The organism is Psychroflexus planctonicus (assembly GCF_014640195.1).
Lineage (GTDB): Bacteria > Bacteroidota > Bacteroidia > Flavobacteriales > Flavobacteriaceae > Psychroflexus > Psychroflexus planctonicus.
Genome location: NZ_BMGM01000012.1, coordinates 69,698 through 90,204, shown reverse-complemented (window position 1 = coordinate 90,204; position 20,507 = coordinate 69,698). Strand labels below are relative to the sequence as shown.

Genomic DNA, 20,507 nt, shown 5'->3' with positions numbered 1-20,507 from the left:
TAGTTTGGATTACTCGTCGTAACCGTATTTTTTGTCTAATTTGTTCATTAACCTTACGTACACAAAAATGAGTATGACGAAAGTGTAAATTGCCCCTTGTTGTGCAAACCAAAATCCAAGTTTAAAGCCACCTATACGAATTTCATCCAATGCATCTTTGAATATAATTCCAGCTCCATAGGAAACGGCGAACCAAATACTAAGTAAAATGACCAAGTATTTCACATTTTCACGCCAATAGGCTTTTGCTTTTTTGTCTGTCTTTTTCATGGTATTGTTTTTTGTTAAGTTAAGTTCAGTTTTATAAATAAATCATGGCTTGTAAGCTCAAACGATTGAGCCTTTCGCCATTAAAATTTTCACTTTGAAATTCTAAAGTTAATTTAGAATTATGTCCGTTTAAGTAGGCATTCGCACCGATTCCAAAAATGCTTCTATCATCTTGTAATGCATCAATTGTTGAATAATTGAATGATGCATACGGCTGAAATCGTGTATTTTGAAAATCACCTGGTAATAAATATCCTGTATGCGCATACCACATATTTCCAGTTGAATATGGACCTAATTGATAATTGGTGCCATAATCGTTATATTGATATTTTGCGTAAGCGGTTAGTGAAGCACCAGCTGCACCAATAGGAACGTCGTAAAACACATCTAGGGCAAATAGATTAACATTTTCACCTTGTTGTTCGCCTTCATCATTCAAAATAACAGAACCTTCTGGATGATGAAAAAATCCAGCTCCAACGTTCAAAAGTTCTTGGGTACCTAAGTAAGAACCAACTTTATATGGTAAAAAGTTAGATTCCATATTCAATAAATTGTAAGCAAAATAGCCAGTATAGACTTTTCCTGCATTAGCTGTTCCCAATAAATTTGCACCTTGATATACTGCATAATCAGTTGATAATGTTTGTGTATCTAAGGTATTGACAATGGCTTCATTTACAGCAACATTATATTGCAAACGTCCAAAATTTCCTTTTGCAAAAATACCGATGTGTCTGGCAAACTGATCTGATAAACCCAAATTAGACCAAGAAGCACGATTGTTATCCATGGTCATTAAATTTAGTGTTCCTTGGGAATTTAGTCTCGATAGACCATTCCAATAATGCAATCCACCACCAATTACATGGTTTTTAGCTACATTGTATTGCGCCCAAGCATCATGCATAAAAACTTGTGGTGTTCCTTCGTTTCCAACCGGCTGCATATTATTGGCGTTCAATGAATTCATCCCGATATGCGTCAACACTAAAAAGTCTTTTACTATTTGACCATATACTAAAATTCGTGCTCGCCTAAGTTGAAAAGAAACATCAGACTGATCTTCTGGACGATCGTCTGAATAATTGGCCTGAGCTTGTGCCCAAGTAATAATACGAACATATTTATCGTCATTATCGCCAAATTTTATTTTAAATCCACCTTTGTAATAGGGTGAACCTTGTGAAAAGGCAGTTGCAAACCCAAGAAAAAGGAAAAATAAACTGATTTTGTATTTTAAGTTCATACTTTAAAAGTTTTAAATGTGAATAACATCTTTAGCTAAAAACTAGTTACGAACTTCTGTATGAAATCTTGTTAAATAAAATTAAATATAGTTTAGTGTTAACAACATATATTTATTCTTTGAAACGTTCCCATTTAATCACCATGTATTTATCGCCTAATTCAGTAACAATCATTCCTGCTCCTTTGGTGTTTTCAGGTTTAGAAAAATAAGAAGCTAATTCAGATTGACTCAGAATTTTATAGGTGGGATGATAATCTGTATTTTGTACTTTATGAATATTGTATTTTCTCACCCAATTCATTACACTTACATGAGAAACACCAATAATGCGTTCAATTTCTCGATAGGTTAAACCTTCTAAATATAGCTGCAAAGCTTTGGTTACGTAGTATTTATCAATTTGTTTCCCTAATTTATTTACGGTGAAATTATACCCACAAGATTTGCATTTATAACGTTGTCGATCGTTTAAAATTCCACTTTTAATAATTTGAGTCGACTGACATTGTGGACAATATTTCATAACTATATTATTTTAGCATATGTATACTAATTTAGCAAATATAATTGATTTTGAATATAAACTAAAGCGTTTTCGTTTCAAATTAAGTAAAATACTAATCCAAAACCTTTTCGTAATGTGGTTTTAAAAGCTACTTTTGCACGCTTAAAATTCGATTATAATTAATTCAAAATAGAGATGAAAAAATACATTAAACTTTTCGATTTCAAACAAAAAGTAGATTATAAAATTGAAGTCCTATCGGGTTTAACCGTTGCTTTAGCATTGGTTCCTGAAGCTATGGCTTTTGCCTTAATTGCAGGATTAAGCCCTTTAGTTGGTTTATATGCAGCTTTTGTAGTGTCTTTAGTGACGACTATTCTAGGTGGTCGACCTGGAATGATTTCTGGCGCAACCGGTGCCATTGCTGTGGTTATTGTTTCATTAGCAAAAGATTTTGGTGTAGAATATGTATTTGCAGCAGTGGTTTTATCGGGTATTATACAAATGCTAGCCGGAATTTTAAAGCTAGGAAAATTGATGCGTTTAGTGCCGCATCCAGTCATCTTTGGTTTTGTAAATGGACTAGCCATCATCATTTTTATGTCGCAACTCGACCAATTTAAAGACATAGATGGCAATTGGCTTACCGGAACTAATTTATACATTTTATTAGCTTTAGTTTTAACTACTATGCTAATTATTTGGGGACTTCCGAAGTTAACTAGAGCTGTACCCGCTTCATTAGTAGCAATTTTAGTGGTGTTTGGAATCACTTTTTTTGTAGGAATAGATACCAAAACGGTAGGTGATATTTCATCCATCAGTGGAGGTTTTCCACCTTTTCATATTCCAGAAATTCCTTTAAACTGGGAAACGTTTATGATTATTTTGCCTTATGCAGGAATCATGGCTGGTGTAGGTTTAATTGAAAGTTTATTGACGCTTAACATCGTAGATGAAATTACGGAAACGCGCGGTAACGGAAACAAAGAAGCGGTTGCCCAAGGAGCAGCCAACATTTTGTCTGGATTTTTCAGCGGAATGGGCGGTTGCGCTATGCTTGGACAAAGTTTAATTAACGTTTCCAACGGTGCACGTGCTCGCTTATCAGGAATTATAGCTTCTGTAGCTTTACTTGCATTTGTTATGTTTGGAGCTCCCGTAATTGAATTGCTTCCTATGGCAGCGCTAACAGGACTGATGATTATGGTCGCTATCGGAACTTTTGAATGGGCAAGTATCAAAACCGTAAAACGCATGCCGAAATCAGATGTCTTAGTAATGGTATTAGTCACCTTAGTTACGGTTTTCCTTCACAATTTAGCTTTGGCAGTTTTAGTCGGTGTTATAATCGCTGCACTTGTTTTTGCTTGGGATAACGCCAAACGAATTCGCGCTAGAAAAAGCATCGATGAAAATGGCGTAAAGCATTATGAAATTTACGGTCCACTTTTCTTTGGTTCAACCAGTCTTTTTAATGATAAATTTGATGTGGCTAATGATCCCGATGAAATAATCATAGATTTTTTTGAAAGCCGTGTAGTTGATATGTCTGCTATTGAAGCTTTAAATAAAATTACTGAACGCTATCATAAAGTTGGAAAAAAGGTGCATTTGAAGCATTTGAGTCCAGATTGTAGAAGGATGCTTCAAAATGCTGACGAAATTATTGACGTGAATGTAATGGAAGATCCTACCTATAAAGTTTTAACCGATTAAAATGAAATTAGTAAAATACTTAAAATCGAATGCGTACTTAATTGGTTTTGGTGTTTTACTTACGTTTTTGTCCAGTTTCGGTCAAACTTTTGTTATATCGCTGTACTTACCTAGTTTTCAAGAATACTTTTACTTATCAGATGGTGAGTTTAGTTTAGTCTACTCGGGCGCAACTTTACTAAGTGCCTTTAGCATTACTTGGCTTGGGCGATTTATCGATCAAATTCGGTTGACAAAATTCACTAAAGCTGTCATGTTTGGTTTAATTGTCTTTTTAATTATTCTTGCGTTTTCTTATCATGTAGCTATTTTGTTTGTCGGTTTATATGGAATGCGACTTTTTGGTCAAGGTTTGCTTTCGCATACTTCGATTACCAGTATGGCTCGTTTTTTTGAAAAAGGTCGTGGCAAAGCCATTAGTTTTGCTTCCTTAGGTCATTCTATTGGTGAAGCATTTTTGCCAATCATTATAGTTGGCGGTATTTTTTATGTGGGTTGGAGATATTCTTTACTCTTATCTGCTGTTTTTGTATTGATTTGTATTCCGTTTGCGATTTATTTACTTCGAAAAAACTCGAATTTTACACAACTAAGAAAGTACATCCCGAAACCTTTTACCAAAGAAGAATCCATTTCGGCTAGTCCGAAAAGTATACTTAAAACCAAAGCGTTTTGGATCATTATGCCAAGTAGCTTAGCCGCAGCAGCCATTGGAACTGGTTTTTTATTGTTCAAATTAAAGTTAGGTTTAGCCAAGGATTGGTCGCCTGCTTTTGTAGCTGGAGGATTTACCGCCTACGCTGTAGGAAATGCATTGAGCAATTTATTGGCTGGTTTTTTAGCCGATCGATTTTCTGGAAAAAATCTTTTCCCTTTGTATTTAATTCCTGGAAGTATAGGTATTGCTTCGCTCCTACTTTCTTCTGAAACTTGGGTTTATATTGTTTTAATCGGCGGAATTGGCATCACCAACGGCTTTGGGTCAACCATAAAAAACGTTGCTTTAGCTGAAATCTATGGCGAACGCATTATTGGTTCTGTGCGAAGCTTGTTTACCATGATTATGGTTTTTTCAACAGCCATCGGTCCATTGTTTTTTGGATTTATGCTGGATTCGGGATATCAATTTACCGACATTGCTTTAATATCTATCGGAATTTATCTTTTAATGACATTCAATGCATCGCGTATATTCAAGTTGAAAGTAAGTTCTGTCAATTAAACGGATTTATCAATATACGTAATCATATCCATCGATATTTATACTCATTCAAAATAAACCTATTTTTCCTATTTCAAAATCGTTTTTTTGTTGAATTCCTGATCTGAACAAACATTTTTAGTAATTCAAAAAAAAGAATGGAATAAAATTTTCACTTTGCTAATTTTTAACTGAAGTTTTTTTAACAAAAAATCAATTCAGATAAATATAGTACAAGCTTTTAATAGTTTTTAACAGATATTGTACTAAAATAGTTTCAATTAAGCATTATATTTAAAATTCGATTTTACAAAAAATTCAAAAATATATAAATGCAAAATTTAATTCATGCTTTTAAGGATAGTTGTGGATGTGGAATAATAGCCAACGTAGATGCAAAACCTGAACGACGAATTGCCGAAGATGCGCTTACTGCATTAAGTAGAATGATTCATCGTGGTGCCATTGCTGCCGATGGAAAAAGTGGAGATGGCTGTGGAATCTTAACTGCCATGCCAGACGATTTTATGAAAACCATTGCTTTAGTCAATGGTTTTTCTTTGCCCGAAAAATTTGCTGTAGGCTGTATCTTTTTTACGGATAAAAAACAAGAACAAATCGTTCAGGATTATCTAGATAAATACGATTTAAAATTGCTTTTTTATCGAGAAGTTCCTGTTAATAAAGACGTTTTAGGTGAACAGGCCTTAGCCAGTTTACCCGATATCAAGCATGCTTTTATCATTCCCGATTCACCTGTGGCTGAACAACGTTTTGATGAATTTTTGTACTTGTGCAGAAAGCAAATTGAAAATCATTTAACTGCTGATGAAGATTTTTACATCGCTTCACTTTCACCTTATGTTATTAGCTACAAAGGTTTGATAAAACCTGATTTACTGAGAGACTTTTATTTGGATTTACAGGAAGATGATTTCAAAACAGGTTTTGCTTTATTCCATCAGCGTTTTTCTACCAACACCTTACCTAAGTGGGAATTGGCACAACCTTTCCGAACCTTGGCTCACAACGGAGAAATCAATGCTATTCAGGGAAATCGCTTCAATGTAAAGGTGAATCAGGAAAATGCCAAAAGTGAAGTCTATTCGGATGAAGAATTAAAAGCCATTGGTGAAATCTTAACCAACGATGCCAGCGATAGCGGAAGCGTTGACAATATGTTTGAATACCTGATTGCCAACGGCGTCAACTTTTTTAAAGCCATGAGCAGCATGTTTCCACCAGCTTGGCAAAATTTACCGAAGCAAGATGCAAAAATACGTGCGTATTACGAATACCTAACCGCTAACTTTGAAGCTTGGGATGGTCCAGCAGCGCTGAATTTTACCGACGGTCGGTACTTAGCAACGGCCATGGATAGAAACGGTTTGCGCCCAGCCAAGTACATTATTACCAAAGACAATCGATTTTTAATTGCTAGCGAATTGGGCGTGTTGGATATCGACGAAGAAAATGTGTTGGAACAAGGAAAACTCCACGGTGGTGAAGTCATTGCAGTAGATACCAAACATGCCAAGATATTGATGAATCACGATGTGCAGAATTACTTGAAAAATGCACAGCCTTATGGCGAATGGCTTGCGCGTTACCAACATTATTTAGCCGAACATTACGATGAAAATTTTGTAGATTTTTCGGAATTTAATTTTGATGAAAAATTAATTTACCAACGTTACCATAATTATACGCACGAAACCATGGAGCAAATTATCGCTCCAATGATTGCCAATGGAAAGGAAGAAATTGGTTCGATGGGAGACGATACACCCATCGCTTGTTTCAGCCAAGTACAGCGCAACTTTACGGACTTTTTCAGACAAAAATTTGCACAAGTAACCAACCCGCCTATCGACCCGCTTCGCGAAAAACTGATCATGTCTTTAAGTATGACCTTAGGTCCGCGAGGTAACATTTTACAAGAAGACCCCAAAAATGCCATTGGTTTACGCATCAATAGTCCTGTACTTTCAAAAGAAAAAATGGATATTATCAAGAGTTTCGGTAATAAAAACGATGCTAAATTCAATGCTACTTATCTGCATAAAATCTTTTATACTTCATTTGAAAGCAATTTGCATCAAGCTTTATTCGATTTGGTTTACCAAATCAAAAAAGCCATTGAAGAAGAACACATCAGTTTGGTATTTTTAGATGATCGATGTTTAGATGAAAACAAGAAAATCATCCCGATGCCGTTGGTCATTGGATTTATCAATTCATATTTATCCAAAAATCAACTTCGTGGAAAAGTATCTTTAATTGCCGTTTCTGCGGAAGCCTACGATTCACATTCATGTGCAGTATTAATTAGTTTCGGAGCAAGTGCGGTTTATCCTTATTTGTTGTATGCCTCAGCTATTGAAATTGCCAGACGACAGCATAAAGACGATGAGTATTCCATTAAATTAATTCAGAAGAAAGCGCTTCAAAATACGCATAAAGCCATTAACGCTGGTTTGTTGAAAATCATGTCCAAAATGGGAATTTGTGCGATTGACAGTTACCAACACAGCTCCTTATTCGACATTATTGGTTTAGGGAAAGACATTATTGAAGATTGTTTTAGCAATGCACATTCGTTTTTACAAGGTCTAAATTACCAAGATATCGAAGAAAGGATTCACGCCAACCATGCCAAAGCTTTTAAAATGAATCAGTACCAAAACCAATACGAATTGGAAGTGGGAAGCTTTTACAAATACAAAACTAAAGGCGAATACCATGATTATGCGCCAGCCATTTCTATGGGAATTCGAAAATTTGCGAGTACTTTACAAAAAGAAGATTATGAAGCAGTTCAAAATCGAATCAACAATCGGGGTTTGAAAATGATTCGCGATTTTTATGAATTCAATTCACTTAAAAAGTCCATTCCTATTGAAGAAGTTGAACCCATTGAAAACATCACTTGCAGGTTTAATTCGGCTGCCATGAGTTTGGGAGCCATTTCGCCAGAAGCTCACGAAGCCTTAGCCGAAGCCATGAATCGCATTGGTGCCATGAGCAATTCAGGTGAAGGTGGTGAAGATAAAATACGCTATAAATCGATTAAAAATTCTAAAATAAAACAAGTTGCATCAGGTAGATTTGGTGTAACACCAGCTTACTTGCGCAGCGCAGAAGAAATTCAAATAAAATTAGCCCAAGGGGCAAAACCTGGCGAAGGCGGACAATTACCAGGCAAAAAAGTAACTCCGCTCATTGCCAAATTGCGTTATACCATTCCGGGAGTGACTTTAATTTCGCCTCCACCCCACCACGACATTTATTCAATTGAAGATTTGGCACAACTCATTTACGACTTGAAGCAAATCAATCCGAAAGCACGAGTAAGTGTCAAGTTGGTTTCTTCTTCCGGAGTCGGAACCATTGCGGTTGGTGTAGCTAAGGCGTATGCAGATAAAATCATCATTTCAGGTTGCGATGGCGGAACGGGTGCAGCGCAATTAGCATCTATTAAATTTGCTGGAAATCCTTGGGAATTAGGTTTAATTGAAGCCCACAACGCACTAAAAGCAAACGATTTACGAAAAATGGTCGAACTCCAAACCGATGGTGGATTAAAAACAGGTTTGGACGTAGTAAAAGCAGCTATCATGGGTGCTGAAACCTTTGGTTTTGGAACGGTTTTGCTGAATGCTGTAGGATGTAAAATTCTTCGGGTTTGCCATTTGAATAAATGCAGCGTTGGGATTGCTACTCAAAATGAAACCTTACGCGACCATTATACAGGAACGGTAGAAGCCATTGTAAGTTACTTGCAGAACTTAGCTGAAGAAATCAGAACAATTCTCGCTACATTGGGATATTCAACTTTAGATGAAGTAATTGGCAAAACCGAACTCTTCAAAGTAGTGGAAGATGAATTTGCTCAGAAATTCGATTTCAAATCCATTTTATTCGATTTTGATGGAGAGAATATTCAACGCCACAAACACAATGATCCATTTGATAAAAATACCTTTGAAAAACAGATTTTTAAAGAAGTAAAGGATTTTATTGACGATCCGAACAAAACCAAGAGTTTAAGTTTAGAAATCAACAATACCAATCGTAGTTTTGGTGCGTTTACCAGTGGATATATCGCTGAGAAATTTGGTGATGAAGGCTTACCAAAAGACAGTTTAATTTACTACATCAAAGGAAATGCGGGACAGTCTTTTGGCGCATTTTTAAGCCAAGGCATGTCTTTTTATCTAACAGGAAATGCTAATGATTATGTAGGAAAAGGAATGCGTGGCGGTAGAATTGTTGTCCGACCAAAAGACACTAACAAAAATATGGCGATTGCAGGAAACACCTGTTTGTATGGAGCCACTGGTGGAAAATTATTTGTTGCTGGAAATGTAGGCGAACGTTTTGCCGTTAGGAATTCTGGTGCTTTGGCGGTTGTTGAAGGAACAGGCGACCATGCTTGCGAATACATGACCGGTGGAACGGTTGTAATCCTAGGGAAAACTGGATATAATTTTGGTGCAGGAATGACCGGTGGAGCAGCTTTTGTATATGATAAAGATTTGAGCTTTTTCGACAAAGTAAATATGGAATTGGTGAAATTAGAACGCATCGACACCGAAGAAACCGAAGAAGCTAGACACTATTTAAAGAAAATTTTGCGCAGCTATATTTATCGCACCCAAAGCGAAAAAGCCAAATACTTACTGAAAAACTTTTTGGCTGAATTACGCTTTTTCTGGTTGGTTACGCCAAAAGATATGAGAGCGCCACTTAACCCTTTTGAAGGAAATTAAAACAACAAAAAATGTACGATTACACAAAAATAGAACGCTCAGAACGCAAGAAAATCAACGCTAAAGAACGCTTAGCGAATTACAACGAAATATACGAGCCCTATTCAGAAAACACGGCAAAAGGGCAAGCTAGCCGATGTATACAATGTGGAATTCCGTATTGTGCTACAACAGGTTGCCCACTAAACAATAATATTCCGCATTGGCTGAAATTCATTGCCGAAGGAAACGATGACATGGCGTTTAAAATTTCGAATGAAACTTCTCCTTTTCCTGAAATTCTAGGTAAAATTTGTCCGCACAATCGTTTATGTGAAGGCGCTTGTACATTAAATAATGGTCACGGAGCAGTAACCATTGGTTCCATTGAAGTCCACATCAACGAAAGCGGTTTTGAAAAAGGATTGAAACCCAGTTTCCCCAAACAATTGTCCGATAAAAAAGTAGCCATTATTGGTTCAGGACCAGCGGGAATTTCTTGTGCAAACTTTTTATTGAGAGCAGGAATTAAGCCTGTTATTTTTGAAAAATCTGATGAACCAGGTGGTTTGTTATTGTATGGAATTCCTGAATTCAAATTAGAGAAAAAAGATGTGTTTCGCAGAATACAGTTGCTCACAGAAGCGGGAATGGAATTGAAACTGAACACCGAAATTGGAAAAGACATTAGCTTCGAAGAATTGCAAAATCAGTACGATGCTGTTTTTATGGGATTTGGAGCTACCGAAGGACGGGTACTTAGTCATGAAGGTTATAACAGCGACCATGTGTATATGGCGGTTCCATTTTTAACCAACATCCAAAAAAGCAGATTGCAAAAAGATTTTGACCCGAAATACAATGTGCGCAACAAACATGTAATAGTCATTGGCGGTGGCGATACCGCTATGGATTGTGTGCGAACAAGCATTCGTGCAGGTGCAAAAAGTGTAAAATGTGTATACCGACGTGATGAAGAAAACATGCCCGGAAGCGACAAGGAAGTAAAAGCAGCCAAAGAAGAAGGCATTGAGTTTATATTTACCACAGCTCCAAAACATTTCATCGCCGATGAAAAAGGAAACATCATTGGAATGAAGTTTGTAAAAACACAAATTGTTTCAGATGAAAAATCCCCACGTGGTAAAGTGGTTGAAGTGGAAAACAGCGAATTCATCATTGAAGCCGATGTCATTATTTTAGCTTTGGGATTCAGCCACCAAAAAATAAAATTTTTAAGTGATGCTGGAATTCAAACCAACGACTATGGCGGAATTGATGTAGATGAAAACTACCAAACCAGTTTGCAAGGTGTTTATGCAGGTGGCGATATGGTTCGTGGAGCCGATTTAGCCGTAAACGCTGCTTTAGATGGTCGCGAAGCCGCTTTGAAAATTGCTGAACACATCAAGCAACTTAGCACAGCAACAAAAACATAAGCTTCAAATTAATCACAATTATGCTAAGTTGAAAATTTAATCCTTGATTTTCTATTCAAATACTTAGTATATTCGCTTTTCATTTAAAAATTGAATATGTTAGAATTTTCAAAAGGAATTGCAAATCAAATTTTCACTTTTGGTCTACCCATATTTATTATTATTCTAACTTTTGTAATTGCTTTAATTTTCAATCGTTCTTATTTTTCATTAATTAGAAGAAGAGCTGTTTATTTAAAAAACAATCCTACTAAATATACTTTTTTAGGACATTTTATTACCGCTCTAATTTATATTGTTGGTTTTAGTTTTGCTATTATCTCTATTCCACAATTAAAAACCATAGCTACTTCATTATTAGCTGGTGCAAGTATTTTAGCTTTAGGAGTAACATTGGCATCTCAACAAGCCCTATCTAATATAGTTTCAGGCATTTTTATCGTTATTTTTAAACCTTTTCGAGTAAATGATCGGATAATTATAAGAGATACCATGTCTGGTATTGTTGAAGATATTACACTTAGGCATACCGTAATCAGGAATTTTGAAAATCGAAGAATTATCATACCCAATTCGGTAATAAGTAATGAAGCCTTAACCAATGCAGATTTAGGTGATGAGAAGATTTGTCGATTTTTAGAAATGGGCATCAGTTATGATAGTGATTTAGATTTGGCAAAAAAAATCATGTTTGAAGAAGTTCGGAATCATCCAGATTATTTTGATGTACGAACTCCAGAAGAAATCGAAAATAATAATCCTGAAGTTTCGGTTCGGGTGATTTCTATGGGAGACTCTTCTGTAAACTTAAGAGCTTGGGTTTGGGCAGAAAATTCACCAAAATCTTTTGTTATGAATTGTGATTTATTAGAAAGCATCAAAAAACGTTTTGACAAAGAAGGTGTAGAAATTCCATTCCCTCACAGAACTATTGTTGAAAAGAAACCAAAAAACAAATAAAGCTTCTCCTTTATTCAAGTGCTTCTAATGATAGTTTAGAAAACACAGATTTTTATTACTTTTTAATTATTTTGGATAATTTTAGCTTAAGTAAAGTATAATTCATGCTTTAAAAAATCCTTGAACAAAAATTAAATACATTTAAGCAATTAAAGCATTATTTTGGTCTAAGCTAAATACATAAATTCTATTTTTGTTGAAAATTAGTTTATGAAGTTTGTATCTGCTGCTGCCCTACTCCTATTATTAAGTTTTAGCTTCTCCTGTAAACAAAGTCAGAAGAAAGAAGAAGCAGCTTCATCGATAGAAACAGAAATTGAGTTAAAATACAGCACAACCTTTCAACTTTTTGAAGCTGAAAATTACAAACGAATCGTCATTACCAAACCATGGCCAGAAGCAGAACAGGAATTGACCTATTATCTAGCCAAAGACAAGAAGTTTATTCCAGCTGATGCGCAATACGATGCATTTGTACAACTTCCTATTCATGATATCGTACTCACATCTACTACGCATATTCCATCTCTAATCAGTTTGAATCAGTTAGATAAATGGGTTGGTTTTCCTGGTTTAGATTATGTTTCTTCTCCTGAAGCAAGGGCTTTAATTGAAAATAGAAATGTTACTGAACTCGGACAGAATGAAGCTTTAAACACCGAAAAACTACTTGAATTAAACCCAGATGTAGTAATTGGTTTTGCAGTTCAAGGAAGCAATAAAAGTTTAAACAACATTGAAAAAGCGGGTATTCCTGTTTTATATAATAGTGATTGGTTAGATGAACACCCGTTGGGGAAAGCAGAATGGATTAAGTTTTTCGGAATGTTAACCGGAACCTTAGCTGATGCTGAAAAAGAATTCAACACAATCGAAAAAAACTATCTCGAATTAAAGTCTTTGGCAGAAAAAGCAAAGCATGTTCCCACTACATTATCTGGTGCAATGTATAAAGATGTTTGGTATTTACCTGGTGGAAATTCTTGGCAAGCTCAGTTTTTAAAAGATGCCAATGCTAATTATAGATATGCTGATGAAAACGAAAATGGAAGTCTCTCCAAATCTTTTGAAGCAGTTTTAAATCAAGCCAAAAATGCTGAGTATTGGATTGCTCCTGCTCAATTTACAAGTTATACTGAAATGCTTGAAAGTAGCCCGCATTATTCCAAATTTGATGCCTTCCAAAACAAAAAAGTATTCACAATGGCAAAAACCAAAGGAGAAACTGGTGGAGTTTTGTATTATGAATTAGCACCAAACCGACCTGATTTAGTATTACGTGATTTAGTTGGTATTTTACATCCTGACTTACTAGAAGTGGAAACATTTTCATTCTTTGAACCTCTTAATGAGTAGCATGAAAAACCAGCTGTACATTTTCATTTTAATTGTTGGATTATTGCTTATTGCTTTACTGAACTTAAGTTTAGGTTCGGTGTATATTCATTTTTCTGAAGTTATTTCAATTTTATTAGGCAATACGAGTGAAAATTCAAGTTGGGAATATATCATTCTTCATTTTAGATTACCTAAAACCATAACCGCAATTTTAGTGGGCGCGGGACTTTCTGTTTGTGGTTTACTCATGCAAACGCTTTTTAGAAATCCCTTGGCCGGACCTTATGTTTTAGGTTTAAGTAGCGGCGCAAGTCTAGGTGTAGCCTTGCTTATTTTAGGAGGAAGTCTTTTCAGTGGTGTACTTGCTAGTTTTGTATTTTCTAAATGGGCAATTGTTTTTGCTGCTGCATTTGGAAGTGTTTTGGTAATGATGGCCGTGATGGCTACAGCTATAAAAATAAAAGATACCATGGCTTTACTTATCATCGGATTAATGTTTGCTAGTCTTACAGGTGCAGTGGTAAGCATCTTGGCATATTTTAGTCCAGCTAGTAATCTGCAACAATATATTTTTTGGTCTTTTGGAAGTTTAGGAAACTTAAGCTGGAACGAAGTAGGAATTTTAAGTTTAGTAAGCTTACTTGGCATGCTTTTAAGCCTTTATTGTTTAAAAAACATGAATGCTTTACTGCTTGGTGAAGATTATGCCAAAAGTCTGGGTGTGCCCATTCAAAAAAATAGAAACATCATTATTATTGCTACCGGTTTAATGGCTGGAAGCATTACTGCATTTGCTGGACCCATTGCCTTTATTGGGTTGGCAGTTCCACATTTAATTCGCCAGATTGTAAAAACCAGTAATCATTTTGTGTTGTTTCCTGCCGTAATTTTTGGTGGTGCAATAATCATGTTAATTTGCGATAGTATTTCGCAATTACCCGGAAGCGACTTGACCTTGCCTATTAACGCAGTAACTTCCATTTTTGGTGCACCCATTGTAATTTGGTTACTTTTACAAAAAAAGAAAATGTTGTTTTAATTTTATGGAAACTAATAATATAATTGAAACAAACTTACTCAGTATTGGCTACCAACATACTAATACGGTAGCAGAAGCAATTTCTATACAAATTAAAAAAGCAAAATTAGTTGCCATAATTGGCGTAAATGGCTCGGGAAAGTCAACTTTGCTGAAAACTTTATCTGGAATTCAGCCTGCTTTGTCTGGTAACTTTTTTCTTAACGGAAAGGCATTTCAAAATTACAATAATCAATCGCTAGCAAGTTTAATCAGCTTAGTCTTAACGCAACAAAATTTCTCTAAAAACTTAAGTGTTTTAGAATTCATTAGCTTGGGAAGACATCCCTATACCAATTGGTTAGGGATTACATCTAGAGCCGACAAAAAAATTATTGCAAGAGCAATTCAACAGGTTGGAATCGAAAACTTAAAAGGCAAAAAATGCGATGAACTTAGCGACGGTCAACTACAAAAAGTGATGATAGCAAGGGCGCTTGCTCAAAACACACCGGTAATTTTAATGGATGAACCAACTTCGCATTTAGATATGTACCACAAGGCGCAAGTGCTTCATTTATTAAAAAATATTACCCAAGAAACACAAAAAAGTATTGTTTTTGCTACCCATGAAATTAATTTGGCTTTACAATTGTGTGACCAAATTATTCTGATTCACCAAGGAAAAGTGGTTCAGGGTAGTCCTAGTGAATTAATTCAACAAAAAGTCTTGTTAGACTTGTTTCCAAAAGACTTGATTGTTTTTGATGAGATAAGCAAAAGCTTCCGTATGAGCAATAAAAAAAAGCATTCCGATTAAAGAATGCTTTTTTAAACAATTAATTGAAATTCTATTTTATAATCAAACGCTCAACAGTAGATGTTGAATTACTTGTAAAACGAAGTAAATAAATACCACTACTCAGGTTTAAATCTATACTTGTTTCTCCATTAATATTAAAGTTTTGTAAGGATTTGCCTTGCACGTCAAATACTTCAACTTCACCTGTTTCTAAACCTTTTATGTTTAATTTTCCAGTTGAAGGATTTGGATAAAATGAAAAGTTTTCAAATTCTTCATCAAAAGTAGAAAGTGGATTATTCCAAACATCGCCTTGCTTGTCTCCCCAAATGTAATCTACCAATTCAGGAAAATCTATAAAAGGATTTCTATTTTGTTGCCATTCATAGATAACATTATTTCTGTTCATTTCAAAATCGTCTGCTGGATCTAATTCATGCCAATCTAGAAGTATTGTTAAATCTCCCAAGAAGCCTGTTTCAGTTGGAAAACCATCAGCTACATCTAAATCGTTAAAACGGATTGCCATGTAAAAAGCAGAACGTGCAACATCTCCATAAAAACTTCCTACATTGTTTGTTGGTCCTGTGTAATCTCCATAATGTTTGTTACCACGAGAACTATTTTCGTTAGCATCGGCAGCTCTGAGTGCATGTGCATCTGAATTGCCATGTCTTAATGAATCGGCATTGGTATTCCACCAAAAATTGATTCCTGTTGCAATTCCATCGTCTTCTATACTAAAAAATCCTCCACGAGATCTGGGAAATACATGTTCTCTATTCCAAAAAGTAGTTCCTGTAGAACCCGTTTGAAACATATATTTTGCTCTATTTTCTTCTCTATAAATCAACCAAACTTGATTAGAATTATCAGGACTTTGGTCTGCTTCCTTCAAAATATCGATGATATCTGTGTAGGTGTGAATACGAACCACTCCTTCTTCTGCAATAATATCTTGTATGGCGTCTATTAATTCTTGCCCAGACTTCCCGTCTATAGCATCGTAATAACCAGCTGGTGCAGTAGAGTTAACTTCATCAAAAGTAGGGTTAACTGGCGAACCCCAATCTGCGACCACAAAATCATTATCTATAACAATAATTTCAATTTCGTTTTGCAATAAAACGTAAGGTGGATTAGGTTCATCAATACTAATTAGCATGACTTCGTCTCCTTCATCAATATCATCATCTGTAATATTGATTGTTACTGAAGCCAAATCTTCTCCTTGATTAATGGTTAAAGTTGTTGAACCTGTAAAATCATTTTGATCAAAATCTCCATTGGCTAACGTGTAATTTAAGGTGAAGCTTTCTGGTAAAGTTTGTGAAGTTTCGATAGTTATGGTAAAATCTTCTCCTTCATTTACTGTGTTTCCATCTGTTATTACATCAATGAAAATAGGATCTGTGCCACCGCCTTGGTTCGGCTGTCTTGGAGTTGGATCGGCAACAAACCAAGAACCGTCATCAGCTCGTTGAATGGATTGTGTTAAACCTTCTCCATTGGTATTTTCATTAATTATTCCTTGAAAATCTAATAAACCTGGTAAATCTTGGCCATCAGATTGTCCATGAGAATAAACCAAAGCATCTTCTAAGTTAGCTGTTGTTGCAAGAGTTCCATCAGGATAATCAAAATCATTCCCAACATAAATTCCTACAGCATCTACACCATTTTGAAAGGTATTTTGCGAAACTATAAAATTAGGAGAAGGCGAAACATCTGCTCCACCAATTACAAATAGACCATTAAAATCTGTAACAAATCCATCTAAATCTAAGGTGTAATAACTCGAGTTTCCACCCGAGCTAGAACCATTAAAAAGAACCATAACATAACCATCTAAGGGTGTGTTAGGCGATTGAGTTTTTAATTCTATAAATTCGGCAGTATCTACACCAGGGTTTCTAGAATCTAATTCATTAATAACAACGTTTTGCGCATGTATTAAATTACCGATAAATAAGGTAACTAAACTAAGCAGTAATCTTTTGTTCATAGGGTATTTTTTTGCAAAGCTAAGCAAAATATATGATAGCTATATTAAGCTAAAAACAAGAAATTAAATGCCTTATTTCTAACTGTTTAAAGAATTATCGAGTCAATTTTTTATACTTAATTCGTTTTGGCATCAAATCTCCTCCTAGTCTAGCTTTTTTGTTTTCTTCGTAATCGCTAAAGCTTCCTTCAAAGAAATACACTTGAGAGTTGCCTTCAAAAGCTAAAATATGTGTACAAATTCTATCTAAAAACCAACGGTCGTGAGAAATAACCACGGCACAGCCTGCAAAATTTTCTAAACCTTCTTCTAAAGCTCGAAGCGTATTTACATCTAAGTCGTTTGTAGGTTCATCTAGAAGCAATATGTTTCCTTCTTCCTTTAGGGTCATGGCAAGGTGTAAACGGTTTCTTTCACCACCAGAAAGCGTTTCAACTTTTTTGTTTTGTTCACTTCCACCAAAATTAAATCTACTTAAATAGGCTCTAGAATTCACTTTTCTACCACCCATCATAACCAAATCCTGTCCATCAGAAAAATTTTCCCAAATGGATTTATTTGCGTCTATATTGGAATGAGCTTGATCTACATAGGCAATTTTTGCAGTCTCACCTACTTTAAATTCCCCTGAGTCTGGCTTTTCTTCGCCCATAATCATTTTAAATATGGTTGTTTTTCCCGCACCGTTTGGACCGATTACACCAACAATACCAGCTTGCGGAAGGTTAAAATTCAAATCTTCATACAGTAATTTTTCACCAAAAGCTTTGCTCACTCCTTTAGCTTCAATTACATTGTTTCCTAGACGCGGCCCATTAGGAATATAGATTTCTAATTTTTCATCGAGCTTTTGTTGATCTTGGTTCATCAACTTATCATAATTTTTCAAACGTGCTTTTTGTTTAGATTGTCTACCTTTTGGAGCCATTCTAACCCATTCTAATTCACGTTCTAATGTTTTTTGACGCTTGCTGGATTGTTTTTGCTCTTGGTCTAGTCGTTTTGATTTTTGTTCTAACCAAGAAGAATAATTTCCCTTCCAAGGAATGCCTTCTCCACGATCTAATTCCAGAATCCACCCAGCAACATTGTCTAAAAAGTAGCGGTCGTGTGTTACGGCAATTACGGTTCCTTTATATTGTTGCAAGTGGTGTTCTAACCAATGAACAGATTCTGCATCTAAGTGGTTGGTAGGTTCATCTAAAAGCAGCACATCAGGTTCTTGTAGTAAAAGTCTACACAGAGCAACTCTCCTACGTTCTCCACCAGATAAATTTTTGATTTTTTGATCAGATGGCGGCGTTCGAAGTGCATCCATGGCTACTTCTAACTTGTTGTCTAGTTCCCAAGCATTAGAAGCATCAATTTTATCTTGTAAAACAGCTTGCCTATCCATTAATTTTTGCATTTTATCTGGATTTTCATACACTTCAGGCAAACCGAAATCGTCGTTTATTTTGTTGTATTCGTCTAATATGGCAACCACATCTGAAACGCCTTCTTTTACAATATCAAGTACGGTTTTTTCTTCATCTAAGCTTGGTTCCTGCTCTAAGTAGCCCACTGAATAATCCTGAGAAAAAACTACATCGCCTCGAAAGTTTTTTTCAACTCCAGCAATAATCTTTAACAAAGTAGATTTACCTGAACCGTTTAAACCTAAAATTCCAATTTTTGCGCCGTAAAAGAAACTTAGGTAAATGTTGTTTAAAACGGGTTTAGGTGCATTCGGGAAAGTTTTAGTAACTCCCGACATCGAAAAGATTATTTTTTTATCGTCTGCCATAATTAGCTCTGTTTTTATTAATTATTATTCTTTAATTTTAGTTGCCATTTCCAAGCGCTTTCTAAGGCATCTGCCAAGGTTAATTGGGCAGTCCAACCTAAATCTTTGTTGGCTAAAGTGGTATCTGCATAAGCAGCAACTACATCGCCTGGACGTCTTTCTGCTATACGGTAAGGAAGTTTCTGCTTTGTTACTTTTTCAAAAGTTTGAATAACTTCTAAAACAGAATATCCTTTCCCTGTACCTAAATTGAAAACTTCATAGTCTGATTTATTGTTGTTATTCAACAAGCGTTCAACAGCAACTACATGTGCTTCAGCCAAATCCATTACATGTATATAATCGCGAACACAAGTACCATCTTTTGTTGGATAATCGTTTCCGAAAACCGACAATTCTTTGCGTAAACCTACTGCAGTTTGAGTAATGAATGGTATTAAATTTTGTGGAACTCCAATGGGCAATTCGCCAATTTCGGCGCTAGGATGCGCTCCTATTGGATTGAAATACCGTAAAGCAATGGCTTGTAATTTTTCATTTACACGAGTTGCATCCTTTATAATTTCTTCTCCTATTTGTTTTGTGTTTCCATAAGGTGATTCTGCGGGTTTAACAGGAGCATTTTCAGTTATGGGCAACTCATCTGCTTGACCATAAACCGTACAAGATGAACTGAATATAAAATTAGCTTTAGGTAATTTTTGAAGTTCTTGCAGAATATAAGTCAGTGTATTTAAATTGTTTTCATAATACAATAGCGGATTCTCAACGCTTTCTCCAACTGCTTTAGATGCAGCAAAATGAATAATTCCATCTACATCTTGATTAGCTACAAAGTAATTCTTTACACTTTCTTTATTTCTCAAATCAAGTTTAGTGAAATGGGGTGTAACTTTGGTTATTTTAGTTATTCCTTCTAAAACTTGTAAACTTGAATTGGAAAGGTTATCAATTATGTATACTTCATGGCCTTTTTGCTGAAGTGCAACAACAGTATGAGAACCTATAAATCCCAATCCACCTGTTACTAAAATTTTCATATTGAATAGTTTTGTTAGTTATTTTTCTCCGCAAAACAGCGGCTTACAATATTACAAATTATGAATAAATTTTAGTTGAAATGAAGCATGAAAAATACTACTTAATTACCTTTGCAAATAAAAATGAAAAATTCTAAAATAATAGGCATTTTTAAAGTTGTAAGCTACCTTGAAGCCATTTCTTTTTTGTTGCTTTTGTTCATTGCTATGCCACTAAAATACGTTTATGACTTACCTGAATATGTTAGAATAGTAGGAATGGCTCACGGAATTTTGTTTGTGATGTATATTTTTGGAGCTTACTATCTGTATGAAACTTTAAATTGGAAATTTAAAATCTTAGCTATATTTATTCTCTGTTCTATTTTGCCTTTTGGACCCTTTTACGCAGATAAAAAATACTTGCCAAAAAGCTAGT

General features: G+C 35.3%; 15 protein-coding genes. 9 read left to right on the top strand and 6 right to left on the bottom strand.

Features of this window, described 5'->3' with window-relative positions:
* Positions 1–9 precede the first annotated feature (9 nt).
* The 3 genes from IEV72_RS12450 to IEV72_RS12440 all read right to left on the bottom strand — a co-directional run bounded on the left by IEV72_RS12450 (position 10) and on the right by IEV72_RS12440 (position 2,048).
* Positions 10–270, bottom strand: a complete 261-nt coding sequence (locus IEV72_RS12450) for a DUF4212 domain-containing protein (protein ID WP_188459446.1) — start codon at positions 268–270, stop codon at positions 10–12.
* A 31-nt stretch (positions 271–301) separates the two neighbouring features.
* Positions 302–1,522, bottom strand: a complete 1,221-nt coding sequence (locus IEV72_RS12445; protein ID WP_188459445.1) for a putative porin — start codon at positions 1,520–1,522, stop codon at positions 302–304.
* Positions 1,523–1,634: 112 nt separating this feature from the next.
* Entirely contained in the window at positions 1,635–2,048 is a 414-nt protein-coding gene (locus IEV72_RS12440; protein WP_188459444.1) for an IS1/IS1595 family N-terminal zinc-binding domain-containing protein, read from the bottom strand.
* A gap of 177 nt (positions 2,049–2,225) precedes the next feature.
* Between IEV72_RS12440 and IEV72_RS12435 the strand changes: the two genes are divergently transcribed.
* From IEV72_RS12435 to IEV72_RS12400, 8 genes are all read left to right on the top strand, one after another.
* Complete coding sequence (locus IEV72_RS12435; RefSeq protein WP_188459443.1) at positions 2,226–3,749, top strand: SulP family inorganic anion transporter; 1,524 nt, start codon at positions 2,226–2,228, stop codon at positions 3,747–3,749.
* A 1-nt stretch (position 3,750) separates the two neighbouring features.
* Positions 3,751–4,971, top strand: a complete 1,221-nt coding sequence (locus IEV72_RS12430) for an MFS transporter (RefSeq protein WP_188459442.1) — start codon at positions 3,751–3,753, stop codon at positions 4,969–4,971.
* Positions 4,972–5,282: 311 nt separating this feature from the next.
* Complete coding sequence (gene gltB / locus IEV72_RS12425) at positions 5,283–9,722, top strand: glutamate synthase large subunit (protein ID WP_188459441.1); 4,440 nt, start codon at positions 5,283–5,285, stop codon at positions 9,720–9,722.
* A gap of 11 nt (positions 9,723–9,733) precedes the next feature.
* Positions 9,734–11,140, top strand: a complete 1,407-nt coding sequence (locus tag IEV72_RS12420; RefSeq protein WP_188459440.1) for a glutamate synthase subunit beta — start codon at positions 9,734–9,736, stop codon at positions 11,138–11,140.
* Between the two features lie 96 nt (positions 11,141–11,236).
* Positions 11,237–12,100 (top strand): mechanosensitive ion channel family protein, encoded by an 864-nt coding sequence (locus IEV72_RS12415; protein WP_188459439.1) that lies wholly within the window; start codon positions 11,237–11,239, stop codon positions 12,098–12,100.
* Positions 12,101–12,310: 210 nt separating this feature from the next.
* Positions 12,311–13,456, top strand: a complete 1,146-nt coding sequence (locus tag IEV72_RS12410) for an ABC transporter substrate-binding protein (RefSeq protein WP_188459438.1) — start codon at positions 12,311–12,313, stop codon at positions 13,454–13,456.
* Complete coding sequence (locus IEV72_RS12405; RefSeq protein ID WP_188459476.1) at positions 13,449–14,477, top strand: iron chelate uptake ABC transporter family permease subunit; 1,029 nt, start codon at positions 13,449–13,451, stop codon at positions 14,475–14,477. Before IEV72_RS12410 ends, IEV72_RS12405 begins: the two co-directional genes overlap by 8 nt.
* Positions 14,478–14,481: 4 nt before the next feature.
* Positions 14,482–15,276 (top strand): ABC transporter ATP-binding protein, encoded by a 795-nt coding sequence (locus tag IEV72_RS12400; protein WP_188459437.1) that lies wholly within the window; start codon positions 14,482–14,484, stop codon positions 15,274–15,276.
* A gap of 31 nt (positions 15,277–15,307) precedes the next feature.
* Here IEV72_RS12400 and IEV72_RS12395 read toward each other — a convergent pair whose 3' ends face one another.
* From IEV72_RS12395 to galE, 3 genes are all read right to left on the bottom strand, one after another.
* Entirely contained in the window at positions 15,308–17,263 is a 1,956-nt protein-coding gene (locus tag IEV72_RS12395; protein ID WP_188459436.1) for an endonuclease, read from the bottom strand.
* Between the two features lie 94 nt (positions 17,264–17,357).
* On the bottom strand, positions 17,358–19,049 hold the full coding sequence (gene ettA, locus IEV72_RS12390) for an energy-dependent translational throttle protein EttA (protein WP_188459435.1): 1,692 nt from the start codon (positions 19,047–19,049) through the stop codon (positions 17,358–17,360).
* A gap of 17 nt (positions 19,050–19,066) precedes the next feature.
* Complete coding sequence (gene galE, locus IEV72_RS12385; protein ID WP_188459434.1) at positions 19,067–20,089, bottom strand: UDP-glucose 4-epimerase GalE; 1,023 nt, start codon at positions 20,087–20,089, stop codon at positions 19,067–19,069.
* A 123-nt stretch (positions 20,090–20,212) separates the two neighbouring features.
* Here galE and IEV72_RS12380 point away from each other — a divergent pair, with 123 nt between their 5' ends.
* Complete coding sequence (locus IEV72_RS12380; protein WP_188459433.1) at positions 20,213–20,506, top strand: DUF3817 domain-containing protein; 294 nt, start codon at positions 20,213–20,215, stop codon at positions 20,504–20,506.
* Position 20,507 lies beyond the last annotated feature (1 nt).